Origin of the sequence: Geobacter anodireducens, assembly GCA_001628815.1 — a bacterium.
Lineage (GTDB): Bacteria > Desulfobacterota > Desulfuromonadia > Geobacterales > Geobacteraceae > Geobacter > Geobacter anodireducens.
This window is the reverse complement of the sequence record CP014963.1, coordinates 3069061-3081379: the sequence shown is the minus strand read 5'-3', so window position 1 is coordinate 3081379 and position 12319 is coordinate 3069061. Positions and strand designations below refer to the sequence as shown.

The window sequence follows — 12319 nt, the reverse complement described above, 5'->3', positions numbered from 1 at the left end:
CCCCGTGATTCCTTCCCAGGAGCACCCGCGCAGGAATATGAAACAGGGGCATGCCGTGAGGCTGCCCGACTACGAACAACAGGGATATTTCCCTCTCAGGAACGGAACATGACACGCAAAACACGCATCTATCTCATCCGTCACGGCGAAGTGGAGGGGGCCGGCGTCCCCCGCTACAACGGACACAACGACGTGGGCCTCTCCGAGCGGGGCAAGGCCCAGTATCTGGAGCTCCGCAAGCGGTTCGACGGGGTTCGGATCGCCGCCTGCTATACCAGCGACCTTACCCGCTGCGTCTGGGGGGCCGAGTCCCTGGCCGCCCACCTGAACGTTCAGCCGCAGCGCCACCCGGAACTGCGGGAAATCTGCATGGGCGAATGGGAGGCGAAGAGCTGGCAGGAGCTCCAGGACCGCTATCCCCACCAGTGGCAGGCGCGGCTCAACGACCTGGAAGGCTACCGGGTGCCGGGGGGGGAGAACCTGCTGGACGTCCGGGCCCGGGTCATGCCCGCGGTCAATGCCATCGTGGAGCGGCATCGGGGGGAAGACGTCCTGGTGGTGGCCCACGGCGGCGTGAACCGGATCATTCTCCTGGAGGCCATCGGCGCGCCCCTGGCCAACCTCTTTTCCATAGAGCAGACCTACTGCTGCATGAACATCATCGACTACTTCGAGGACGGCCGTGCAGTGGTGAAGCTGGTGAACGGGTAAACCATGAAATCGATCGTTATCGCCGCCCCGCACAGCGGCTCCGGCAAGACAACCATCACCGTGGGCATCATGGAGTGCTTCCGGCGGCGCGGCCTTACCGTGGCGCCCTTCAAGGTGGGCCCCGACTTCATCGACCCGGGCTACCACCGGCTGGTGACGGGCCTCCCCTCGGCCAACCTGGACGGCTGGATCTGTCCCCCCGAGTTTGTCCGGGCATCCTTTGCCCACCACGCCCTCAACGCCGACATGGCCATCATCGAGGGAGTCATGGGACTCTTCGACGGGTTCGGCGGGACCGCCGACGAGGGGAGCACGGCCCAGGTGGCCCGGCTGACCGGCGCGCCGGTGGTTCTGGTGGTGGACGCCCGGGGACTGGCCCGCAGCGCCGCCGCCATCCTCAAGGGTTTCGCCGAATTCGACCCCTCGGTGCGGGTGGCCGGGGTCATCTTCAATAACGTGGCCGGCGACAGCCACGAGCGCATCCTCCGTGAGGCGATGGCCCAGGCCCTGCCGGAACTGAAGGTGTTCGGCTGCATCCCCCGGGACGACGGGCTGCACATCCCCGCGCGCCACCTGGGGCTTTTCACGGCTGAGGAGCATCCCCTGTCGGATGAGTTCCTGGATCACCTGGTGGAAGTGATCCGCGACCGGGTGGACCTGGGGCTGCTCTGGGGGGCGGCCAACCCCCTGGACGCGCCCGTGCCCCGCGCGGAGCCGATTCCCTGCCGGACCCCGGCGGGACCGGTGCGGCTGGCAGTGGCCCGGGACGAGGCCTTTTGCTTCGTCTACGAGGACAACCTCTGCCTGCTGCGCCGCGCCGGCGCCGAGATAGTCACCTTTTCCCCCCTGCGGGACGAGCGCCTGCCGGACGACGTGGCCGGGGTCTACCTGCCGGGCGGCTACCCAGAGGTCTTTGCCGATGCCCTGGCGGCCAACAACAGGATGAAGGAGTCCCTGGCCCGGGCCGTGGACGAGGGGATGCCGGTCTATGCCGAGTGCGGCGGTTTCATCTACCTGACGCGCGGGGTTACGGACAGCGCCGGGGAGCCTGAATCGCTCCACGAGTTCGTGGGGATATTCCCGGTGGCCACCCGGATGCTTCCCCGCCGCAAGGCCCTCGGCTATCGCGAGGTGGAACTGGCGGTCGACACCATCATCGGTCCCGCCGGCACCCAAGCCCGGGGACACGAGTTCCACTACTCGGAGATGGAAGAGATGCCCGCCGGCGTGGAGCGGGCCTACCGGGTCCGCCGGGGCCCGGTCGACCTGGGGATGGAAGGATACCGTTACCGCAACTGTCTTGCCTCCTACGTCCACCTCCACTTCGGGAGCAACCCGGAACTGGCCGCGTCGTTCGTGGCACGCTGCAGATCATACGCCACAAGGAGCAGTGCGTGAAAACCCAGATCGAACAGGCCCGCGAGGGCATCATCACTCCCCAGATGGCGGCCGTGGCCGTGGAGGAGCACGTCTCCCCCGAGTATGTCCGCCTGATGGTGGCCGAGGGGAAGGTCGTCATCCCCTGGAACCACGTACGCGCACCAAAGGCGGTCGGCATCGGCAAGGGACTGCGGACCAAGGTGAATGCCTCCATCGGCACCTCCTCGGACATCGTCGACTACGAGGCCGAGGTGCGCAAGGCCCGGGCCGCCCGGGAGTCCGGCGCCGATACCCTCATGGAGCTGTCCGTGGGCGGCGACCTGGACCGGGTCAGGCGCGAGGTCATCGCGGCCGTAGACCTGCCGGTGGGGAACGTCCCGCTCTACCAGGCTTTCTGCGAGGCGGCGAGAACATACGGCGACCCCAACCGGCTCGACCCGGAGATGCTCTTCGACCTGATCGAGCGCCAGTGCGCCGACGGCATGGCCTTCATGGCGGTCCACTGCGGCATCAACCTTTACACCATCGAGCGGCTCCGTCGCCAGGGGTACCGCTATGGCGGCCTGGTCTCCAAAGGAGGGGTGAGCATGGTGGGCTGGATGATGGCCAACGGCCGCGAGAATCCCCTCTACGAACAGTTCGACCGGGTGGTCGGCATCCTGAAGAAATACGACACGGTCCTTTCCCTGGGCAACGGCCTGCGGGCCGGCGCCATCCACGATTCATCGGACCGGGCCCAGATCCAGGAGCTGCTGATCAACTGCGAACTGGCCGAGATGGGGCGCGAGATGGGCTGCCAGATGCTGGTGGAGGGGCCGGGCCACGTCCCCCTGGACGAGGTGGAGGGGAACATCCAGCTCCAGAAGCGGATGAGCGGCGGCGCACCCTACTACATGCTCGGGCCCATCTCCACCGATGTGGCTCCCGGCTTCGACCACATCACCGCCGCCATTGGCGCGGCCCAGTCGAGCCGCTTCGGCGCCGACCTGATCTGCTACATCACCCCGGCCGAGCACCTGGCCCTTCCCAACGAAGAGGACGTCCGCCAGGGGGTAAAGGCGGCCCGGGTCGCCGCCTACATCGGCGACATGAACAAGTACCCCGACAAGGGGCGCGAGCGGGATCGGGAGATGAGCAAGGCCCGTCGCGACCTGGACTGGCAGAGGCAGTTCGAGCTGGCCCTCTATCCGGAGGACGCCCGGGCGATCCGGGCCAGCCGCACCCCCGAGGACGAGGCCACCTGTACCATGTGCGGCGACTTCTGCGCCTCCCGGGGGGCAGGCAGGCTGTTTGCCGGCGATCTGCGGGGGGACAAGGTGTAGAGCGCAGGCAGTTTCAATCTGAAGAAGCATCCTTCCGGCGTAAGGGAAACCGGTGCAATACCGGTGCTGCCCCGCAACTGTGAGGGGGGACCGCTGCCGCATTGATGCCACTGTCCGAAGGGACGGGAAGGCGCGGCAGACGGGATGATCCCCGAGCCAGGAGACCTGGCTGGAAGGCGACAACACACTCCGACCGAGGGGAAGGGAGGTTGTATGGGGAGCAGAGCATATCCACTGCGGCTATGAGGTTGTTCCGGCACGCGAGGGCAAGAACGGCGACGGAACATGACTTCATAAGGAGCACGCAATGAAACGCATTACCTTGTATGCTGCCGGTTCGGCAATCCTTGGCGCAACGCTGCTGGCCGGTCCCGCCCACGCCATGCACATCTCGGAGGGGATCCTCCCCCTGGGGTGGGCGGCGCTCTGGTTCGCCGTGGCGGCACCCTTTCTGGCCCTGGGCATACGGCGGGTGAACGAGCTGTCTCGCCATGATCTCTCCTTCAAGCCCCTGGTGGGACTCATGGCGGCGGTGGTCTTCATCATCTCCTGCATGCCGATCCCGGTGCCCACCGCCGGTACCTGCTCCCATCCCTGCGGCACGGGGATCGCCGCGATCCTGGTGGGACCTCTGGTCAGCGTGGTCATCACCACGGTGGCGCTCCTCATCCAGGCCCTCTTTCTGGCCCACGGCGGGATTTCGACCCTCGGCGCCGACGTGGTGTCCATGGGGGTGGCGGGCTCCTTTGCCGGCTGGTTCGTCTTCCGGGGGATGCGCCGGCTGGGCGCGGGTCTTGCGGTGGCCGCCTTTGTCGCCGGGCTGCTGGCCGATTGGGCCACTTACCTGACCACTGCCCTGGAGCTGGCCTCGGGCGTGCGCGGGAGTGAGCCGTTTTACCCGCTGTTTTTCAAGGTCGTTGCCGCCTTCGTACCGACTCAGCTCCCCCTCGGCGTGCTGGAAGGGGCCATGACCGCCGGCATGGTGGTCCTGCTCCACCGCAAGCGCCCCGATCTGCTGGCGAAAATGGGGGTGGTCGATGCCGGTGGCCCGGGGGGCGGTCCCCGCCGGGCAACCGTGGCCATGCTGGCGCTGTTCTGCCTGCTCGCCTCGCTCCTTGTGGCGGGACCGTCGCGCGCATCGGAAAAATGGCCGGGCGTTGACGAGACCGTGGTGGAAAAGGTTGCCGCGGAACACGGCCGCGAACCGCGGGCCCCTCTCATCAATACCGACCAGGGTGACCTGCTTCTCTTCGTTTTTCTGCTGGCCGGCACGGTCGGGGGCTTTGCGGCGGGCTATTTCTGGCGTATGCTGGTGGCGGAACGGAGAACGTACGATGACAATACTTGAAACCTCCTGGGTCCAGGGCACTGACCGCGAGATCGAAGAGCTGGTGCGGCTCGTGAACGAGGCGATCGCGCTGGAGCTCAACGCATCCCGGCTCTACGCCCTGTTCCAGGACCTTTTCCCCGATGACGGCGAGTTCTGGCAGGCGCTCTCCATCGAGGAGGAGAATCACGCGAACCTCCTGCGAAACGGTCGCCGTCTTTTCCTGCCCGAGGGGAGGTTCCCCCGGGAGCTCCTGCCCGAATCCCTCGAACCCCTGGTGGAGAAGAACCGGGAGCTGGAAAGCCTGTTCGACCGCTACGAACAGACCCCTCCCAGCCGGGAGGAGGCCTTTCGGACCGCCCTCGTCCTTGAGGAGTCGGCGGGCGAGCTCCACTACCAGCGGGCCATGGAAAGCCGGGCTCCCTCCTGGACCCTCAAGGTGTTTCAGACGTTGAACAACGACGACCGCGATCATGCCACCCGGCTCCGCGACTACATGGCGGCGGAGGGAATTGCCGAATGAAGCACGTCCTCAGCGCGTCTCCGGCCGATCATCCCCTGTCGCGGCTCGACCCGCGGGTCAAGCTCCTGACGGCCGGGGCGCTGCTCGTCATGGTCATCAGCTGTACCGGCGGTCTGTTCCCGCTGCTGGCAGCGATCCTCTCCCTGGGGATCGTCGTCTCGCTGGGGGTGCCGCTCCGCCTGATCCTGCTCCGCTTTGCGGAACCGGCTTTCATCGCCGTCGTGGTCCTCCTGCTCAAGCTCTTCTTCAGCGGCGGCACGCCGCTTTTAACGCTCCAGTTGCCCTGGCTGGAGCTTACCGCATACCGGGAGGGGCTGCGGGAAGGGCTCCTCATCGCCGGCCGCATTGCCGCCGCCGTGTCGGTTGTATCGGCGGTCGGCTTCTCCACCTCGTTCACCGACCTGATGGCTGCCCTGGCATGGCTGAGGGTGCCGCGCAGCTTCATCGAGGTGGCGCTGTTCGCCTGGCGCTACCTGTTCCTGCTCTTGGACGACGCCCAGGTGATCCACGCGGCCCAGCGGAATCGCCTGGGCTACAGCGGGCTGCGCCGGGGGATGCGCTCCTTCGGCACCCTGGCCGGCGCCCTGGTTCTCAAGGCCTTCGACAACAGCCAGACCATTACCACCGCCATGGTCCAGCGAGGGTACGACGGGAACCTGCCGCTGTTCAGGCACCGTCCGTTCCGGCCGGCCGAGGTGGTTCTGTCCGCCCTCTTCGTGGTGGCCATGGGAACCCTCTGGGGGATGCAGTGAGGTTTTCAGTGGACCTGAGGACCTATGCCTACCCCGACGGCACCGTGGCCCTGTCGGATATCCGTTTCCAGGTGGCGCGGGGAGAGTTTTGCGGTATCCTCGGCTCCAACGGCTCGGGCAAGACGACGCTGCTCAAGATCATGGACGGGCTGATCAGGGAGTACGACGGCAGCGTGCTCTTGGCCGGCCGGGATGTGCGGAGCCTCCAGCCGAAGGATATCTACCGCACGGTCGGGCTCGTGTTCCAGAACCCGGACGATCAGTTGTTCGCCCACACGGTCTTCGAGGATGTGGCCTTCGGCCCCCGCAACATGGGATTTGCCGAGGCCGAGGTCAAGGCGCGGGTGGAGCGGGCCCTGGATGCCGTGGACCTGGCGGGGGTCGCGGCCAAGCAGATCCATCACCTGAGCTACGGCCAGAAAAAGCGCGCCTGCATCGCCGGGCTCCTGGCCATGGGGCATGAGGTGCTCCTCATGGACGAACCCACCGCCGGCCTCGATCCCATGGGGGAGTACCGGATGATGGAGCTGCTTACGCGGCTCAACCGGCAGGAGGGGGTGACCATCGTCATGGCGACCCACAGCGTCGATCTGGTGCCCCTGTTTCTCCACCGGCTCCACATCCTGAGTCGGGGGCGGATCGTTCGCGGCGGGCCGCCCGAGGAGGTCTTCACCGCCCCGGCCGAGATGGAGAGCGTCAAGCTGCGGCTTCCCCACATAGCCGAGCTCATCCACCGCCTGAAGCACGAAGATGGTGTCCCGTTCCGGCGCACGCCTCTCACCATCGGCGAGGCCCGGCGGGACATCATGGAATTGATTGAAACCACAAGGAGTTGACATGAAGACTGCTATACTGTTGATGGCCCACGGCAGCCGCATCCCCGAGGCGAACGGCGCCGTGCGGGAGATTGCCGTCATGGTGAAGGAAATGACCGGATTCGAGATCGTGGAGGTATCGTTCCGGGAGCAGCACCTGCCGAACATCCAGCAGGGGATCGATGCCTGCGTGGCCCAAGGCGCGGAGCGGGTTCTGCTGATGCCCTACTTCCTCTTCGTGGGTGCCCACGTGCAGGAGGACCTCCCCGAGGAGATGGCCGAGGCCCGCACCCGTTACCCTGCCGTGGAGTTCGCCATGGGAGGGCATCTGGGCGTGCACCGCAAGCTGGCCGAGGTGGCGGCGGACCGGATCGCCGAAGCCCTCGCCGCCACGGGGTGGCGCTGATGTCGGTCCACCTCCGCCCCGAGGAGATCGAGGCCGAGTCGTTCCGGATCATCGATGCCGAAGCGGGCTCCCACTCCTGGGGGCCGGACCAGTGGCCGGTGGTGCGCCGCGCCATCCATACCTCCGCCGATTTCGACTATGCCGGAGCATGGCCTTCTCCCCCGACGCCGTGCCGCGCGCCCTGGCCGCGCTCAAGGCGGGAAGAGGCATCGTCACCGACACCACCATGGCCCTGTCGGGCATTGCCAAGCCTCGCCTGGAGCGATTCGGCATCTCCGTCTCCTGTTTCGTGGCCGACCCCGACGTGGCGCGCCGGGCCCGGGAGCAGGGGATCACCCGCTCCATCCTGGCTCTGCGTGCGGGGGCGTCGGACCGGGGCAACGGCATCTTCGTCATCGGCAACGCACCCACGGCCCTCTTCGAGCTGATCCGCCTGGTGCGGGAGGAGGGTCTGCGCCCCGACCTGGTGGTGGGCTTGCCGGTGGGGTTCGTTGGGGCCGCCGAGAGCAAGGAGGCGCTCCTGGCCCTGGAGCATGAGGTCCCGGAAGTCCCCTTCATTACCAACCGGGGGCGCAAGGGGGGGTCCAACGTGGCGGCGGCGGTGGTGAACGCCCTGCTCATCCTGGCTCTGGAGGGGTAATGCGCAAAGCCAACAAGCGAATCACCGATTTCGGCGTCATCCGCCGGATGCTCGACACCTGCCACGTGGGGCGGCTCGGCACCCTGGGCGCCGACGGCTGGCCCCGGATCAAGCCCCTCAACTTTGCCTGGCACGAGGGACGGATCTATTTCCACTGCGCCCTGGAAGGGAGAAGCTCGACGATATCCGCCACGAGGACCGGGTCTGCTTCGAGGTGGACCTGCCCATCGCCTATGTGCAGGGAACGACGGAGACCCCCTGTCGGGCCGAGTATCTCTACCGCAGCGTGATCATGCGGGGCAGGGCGCGGCTGGTTGAGGAGCCGGCCGAGAAGGTGCTGGCCTTGGACGCTCTCATGCGCAAATACCAGCCCGGCGGCACCTGGGGTTCCTACCCGGAGGAAAAGCTGGCCATCACCGTTATCGTGCGGATCGACGTGGAGGAAGTGGTGGGCAAGGAAGAGCTGGGCAAGGGCGAGCTGCGGGAACGGGCCCTGGCCATGCTGGCGTCGGGCGCTCCCCTGCCGGCGGTCCTGGGGTAGGGTGGCCGTGTCCGGCCGGGAGCTTCGCCACGGCTACACCACCGGTGCCTGCGCCGCTGCCGCTGCTGCCGGAGCGGCCCGGATGCTCCGGCGCCAGGAACTGGCGGACGAGGCCGAGATCGTCCTCCCCCGGGGGGAACGGGTGGCCTTTCGTCTCCACGGCCAGGAGTTTACCGAAACCTGGGCCACCTGCCACGTGGTGAAGGATGCCGGCGACGACCCGGACGTGACCAACGGCGCCGAAATCCACGTTACCGTCCGGCGCGAGCCCCTCAACCGGCCCGCCGCCCGGACCATGGTCTTTGTCACCGGCGGCCGCGGGGTGGGGACGATGACCAAGCCGGGGCTTGCCGTGCCGGTGGGTGAGCCTGCCATCAACCCCGTGCCCATGCGCATGATCACCGAGGCGGTCAAGGCCGAGTTCTCGGTGGCCTGCCTTCCCCAGATCCTCACGGTCACCGTCTCCATTCCCAATGGCGAAGAACTGGCGCAAAAGACCCTCAATGCCCGGCTGGGCATCGTGGGGGGGCTCTCCATCCTCGGCACCACCGGCATCGTCCGGCCCATCTCGGCCAAGGCCTGGACCGACACCCTCGACGCCGCCATCGACGTGGCCCTGGCCTGCGGCTGCCGGACCCTGGTCCTCTCCACCGGCCGGACGAGCGAGCTGGTGGCCCAGGGGGCCCTGGCCGGGAAACCCTTGCCGGAAGAGGCCTATGTGATGATGGGGGATCATGTGGGATACGCGCTCCGGGCCTGTGTGCGCAAGGGGGTGGAGGAGGCGGTTCTCGCGGGACAGTTTGCCAAGCTCCTGAAGATCGCCTGCGGCCACGAGCAGACCCATGTTTCCTCCTCCGAGCTGGACCTGCGGCTGCTGGCCGAATGGATTGACGCCACCCCTGCCGCCTCGCATCTGGCGCCGCTCGTTGTGGGCGCCAACACGGCCCGGCAGGTGCTGGAGGCGTCGGGCAACGACCCCGCCCTCATGGAGCTGGTCTGCGGCCGGGCCCGGGAAGCGGCCCGGCTGCTGGCTCCTTCCCTGCGCATCAAGGTTTTGCTGGCGGGCTACGATTCAACGGTGCTATATTTCGGGTAAAATATTCGCCCTGTCCTGCAATTTGCCATAAAGGGGGTTTCTCCATGCCTCATCAGAAAATCTATCTCGTCGGCGCCGGCATCGAAGGGTGGGAGGGGTTCGGCTCCAAGGCCCTGGAAGTCATCAACGAGGCCGAGGTTCTCATCGGTCACCGGCGTCACCTGGACACCTTTCCCGAGTTCAAGGGGAAGAAGCAGGAACTGGGCGACCTCTCCATCCTTCTGGAGCAACTGAAAAATACCGACAAGCGGACTGTCGTCCTTGGCTCCGGGGACCCCAACTTTTTCGGCATCGCCCGCTTTCTGCTCCGCAATCTCTCCAAGGACCGGATCGAGATCTTTCCCAACGTGACGAGCGTCCAATACGCTTTCGCCCGGATCAAGGAGCCCTGGGACGACGCCATCTTCGTCTCGGTGCACGGCCGGGGTCTCAAGCCCGCCGTGGACCGGATCGTGGCCGCCGAGAAGGTGGCGGTCCTCACCGACAAGGTCAATACCCCCGCAGCCATCGCCCGCGAACTGATCGAGCGCGGTGCCGAGGGGTACGAGGCGTGGCTCTGCGAGGACATGGGAACGCCGGCCGAGAAGTTCACCCGCACCGATGTGAAGGGGCTGCTGGACATTACCGCCTCGGAACTCAACATCCTCATCCTCGTGAAGGCGTGGGAACCCCAACTGGCCCAGTACCCGGTCATGGGCATCGCGGACGACGAGTTCGCCACGGCCAAGAAGCTGATCACCAAGCAGGAGGTGCGGGCCGTCACCCTGGCCAAGCTCCGGCTCCAGGACGACCTGGTCATGTGGGACATCGGCGCGGGCAGCGGCTCGGTATCCATCGAGGCGTCCAACCTCATGCCCAACGGCCGGCTCTTCGCCCTGGAGCGCAATCCCCAGTACGTGACCTTCCTGCGGGAGAACCTGAAGAAATTCGTGGCCCGCAACGTGGTGCTGGTGGAGGCGTTCGCCCCCGAGGGGCTCGATGACCTGCCCGACCCCGACCGGGTCTTCATCGGCGGCTCCGGCGGCATGCTGGAGGAGATCATCGAGGCCGTGGACCGCCGGCTCAAGCCCGAGGGGGTCATCGTCCTCAACGCCGTGACCCTGGATACCCTCACCAAGGCGGTGGAGTTCCTGGAAGACCACGGCTACCTGGTGGAGGTGGCGTGCGTCAACGTGGCCAAGACCCGGGGGCTCACCGAGTACAAGATGTTCGAGGCCCAGAACCCGGTCTACATCATCTCGGCATGGAAAGGCGAAGAATGAGCGGTTTCGCCAAAATTTACGCCGTCGGGGTCGGCCCCGGCGACCCGGAACTCCTGACCCGGAAGGCCGAGCGGATCATCCGCTCGGCCGATGTCATCTGTGCCCCCACCGGCGCCGCCGATGCCGCCAGCTATGCCCTCTCCATCGTTGAGGATCTCATCGATCCCTCCCGCCAGGAGGTGCTGCCCCTGGTCTTTCCCATGCGCAAGGACCAGGAGGGGCTCGACGCCTTCTGGGAAGAGGCTGCCGCCCAGGTGGCCGAGCGGGTCCGGCACGGCAGGGATGTGGCGTTCATAACCATCGGCGATCCGTTTCTCTACTCCACGTTCCTCTACCTCTACCGCATCTTCCGGGAGCGCTATCCGGAACTATCCGTTGAGATCGTACCGGGAATTTCCAGCATTACTGCCGCTGCCGCGGTTGCCGGTGTACCCCTGGGGATGGCTGCCGAGCGGATCGCCATCCTCCCCACCACCTACGAGGATGCGGAACTGCGCGAAACCTTCGCCCGGTACGACACCGTGGTCCTCATGAAGGTCAACCGCGTCTTCGACCGGGTCTACGCCCTGTTGAAGGAGCTGGGGCTGGAGCGGTGCGGGGTCTTCGTGCGCCGGGTCGGCTCCGCCGACGAGGAGGTGGTGTTCGATCTGGAGAGGCTCGTGGGGGAGAAGCTCGACTACCTGTCGCTGCTGATTGTGAGGAAGTAGCACCGAACGCCATTGGAAAGGTTGTCCCCCGTGTCATTTGTCGCTGATAACCCCATTGTCCACTTCGTCGGTGCCGGCCCCGGCGATGCCGAACTGATCACCGTGAAGGGTGCCCGGCTCCTGCGGGAGGCCCAGGTGGTGGTCTATGCCGGGAGTCTGGTGGACCGCGAACTGGTCCGCACCTACGCCCCCGACGCCGAGGTGCATGACTCCGCCGCCCTGACCCTGGAGGAGACCACGGCGCTCCTGGCCCGGGCCGTGGCCGACGGCCGGCGGGCCGTGCGCCTCCACACCGGCGACCCCTCCGTCTACGGGGCCATCCAGGAGCAGATGGCGGAACTGGATCGGCTCGGCATCGGCTACGGGGTGGTTCCCGGCGTCACGAGCGCCTTTGCCGCAGCGGCATCCCTGAAGCAGGAGCTGACCCTGCCGGAGGTGTCCCAGACGGTCATCATCACCCGGCTGGCCGGTCGGACCCCGGTGCCCGAGCGGGAGCGGCTGGCGGAGATCGCCCGGATCGGGGCAACGCTCGTCATCTACCTGTCGGTCGGCATGATCGAGCAGGTGGTGGCGGAACTCCTCCAGGGGGCCTACACGCCGGCCACTCCGGCGGCGGTGGTGTCCCGGGCATCCTGGCCCGACGAGCAGGCTGTGGAGGGAACCCTTGCCGACGTCGCCGACAAGGTGCGGAGCGCCGGCATCGGCAAACAGGCGATCATCCTCGTGGGGGACGTGCTGAAGGCGCGGCGGGAAGGGCTGAAGGCCCGGTCGCTCCTCTACGACGGCGGATTCTCGCACGAGTTCCGCACGGGGATTATCACGTAGCATTCCCCGCGG

General features: G+C 66.8%; 12 protein-coding genes, 2 pseudogenes and 1 other annotated feature. All 14 genes and pseudogenes read left to right on the top strand.

The features are described 5' to 3' along the window. Nucleotides 1-108 precede the first annotated feature (108 nt). The 14 genes and pseudogenes from A2G06_14150 to cbiF all read left to right on the top strand — a co-directional run bounded on the left by A2G06_14150 (nucleotide 109) and on the right by cbiF (nucleotide 12307). A complete protein-coding gene (locus A2G06_14150; protein ID ANA41206.1) occupies nucleotides 109-711 on the top strand; it encodes an alpha-ribazole phosphatase in 603 nt (200 codons plus the stop codon). 3 nt (nucleotides 712-714) lie between these two features. Continuing rightward, entirely contained in the window at nucleotides 715-2109 is a 1395-nt protein-coding gene (locus A2G06_14145; protein ID ANA41205.1) for a cobyrinic acid a,c-diamide synthase, read from the top strand. Then, nucleotides 2106-3413, top strand: a complete 1308-nt coding sequence (locus tag A2G06_14140) for a thiamine biosynthesis protein ThiC (GenBank protein ANA41204.1) — start codon at nucleotides 2106-2108, stop codon at nucleotides 3411-3413. The genes A2G06_14145 and A2G06_14140 overlap by 4 nt, the downstream gene beginning before the upstream one ends. Then, nucleotides 3406-3601 (top strand) — a binding site (cobalamin riboswitch). It overlaps the preceding gene by 8 nt. A 119-nt stretch (nucleotides 3602-3720) precedes the next feature. Continuing rightward, on the top strand, nucleotides 3721-4761 hold the full coding sequence (locus A2G06_14135) for a cobalamin biosynthesis protein CbiM (protein ANA41203.1): 1041 nt from the start codon (nucleotides 3721-3723) through the stop codon (nucleotides 4759-4761). Further along, entirely contained in the window at nucleotides 4748-5263 is a 516-nt protein-coding gene (locus A2G06_14130; GenBank protein ANA41202.1) for a hypothetical protein, read from the top strand. The genes A2G06_14135 and A2G06_14130 overlap by 14 nt, the downstream gene beginning before the upstream one ends. Next, nucleotides 5260-6015, top strand: a complete 756-nt coding sequence (locus A2G06_14125) for a cobalt ECF transporter T component CbiQ (GenBank protein ID ANA41201.1) — start codon at nucleotides 5260-5262, stop codon at nucleotides 6013-6015. Before A2G06_14130 ends, A2G06_14125 begins: the two co-directional genes overlap by 4 nt. Then, nucleotides 6012-6851: a cobalt transporter ATP-binding subunit gene (cbiO, locus tag A2G06_14120; GenBank protein ID ANA41200.1), complete on the top strand. Its 840-nt coding sequence runs from the start codon at nucleotides 6012-6014 to the stop codon at nucleotides 6849-6851. The genes A2G06_14125 and cbiO overlap by 4 nt, the downstream gene beginning before the upstream one ends. Nucleotide 6852: 1 nt before the next feature. Next, nucleotides 6853-7236, top strand: a complete 384-nt coding sequence (locus A2G06_14115) for a sirohydrochlorin cobaltochelatase (protein ID ANA41199.1) — start codon at nucleotides 6853-6855, stop codon at nucleotides 7234-7236. Further along, nucleotides 7236-7876: pseudogene (locus A2G06_14110) on the top strand (precorrin-8X methylmutase). Before A2G06_14115 ends, A2G06_14110 begins: the two are co-directional and overlap by 1 nt. Further along, nucleotides 7876-8417: pseudogene (locus A2G06_14105) on the top strand (hypothetical protein). Before A2G06_14110 ends, A2G06_14105 begins: the two co-directional pseudogenes overlap by 1 nt. A 7-nt stretch (nucleotides 8418-8424) precedes the next feature. Next, entirely contained in the window at nucleotides 8425-9513 is a 1089-nt protein-coding gene (locus A2G06_14100; protein ID ANA41699.1) for a cobalt-precorrin-6A synthase, read from the top strand. A gap of 44 nt (nucleotides 9514-9557) precedes the next feature. Next, the gene (locus A2G06_14095; protein ID ANA41198.1) at nucleotides 9558-10775 is read left to right on the top strand and encodes a precorrin-6Y-methylase; all 1218 of its coding nucleotides are present in this window, start codon (nucleotides 9558-9560) and stop codon (nucleotides 10773-10775) included. After that, complete coding sequence (locus tag A2G06_14090; protein ANA41197.1) at nucleotides 10772-11482, top strand: precorrin-2 C(20)-methyltransferase; 711 nt, start codon at nucleotides 10772-10774, stop codon at nucleotides 11480-11482. Before A2G06_14095 ends, A2G06_14090 begins: the two co-directional genes overlap by 4 nt. A gap of 30 nt (nucleotides 11483-11512) precedes the next feature. Next, nucleotides 11513-12307 carry a cobalt-precorrin-4 C(11)-methyltransferase gene (cbiF, locus tag A2G06_14085; protein ID ANA41196.1) on the top strand — a complete coding sequence of 265 codons (795 nt, stop codon included), beginning with the start codon at nucleotides 11513-11515 and terminating at the stop codon, nucleotides 12305-12307. Nucleotides 12308-12319: the final 12 nt, after the last annotated feature.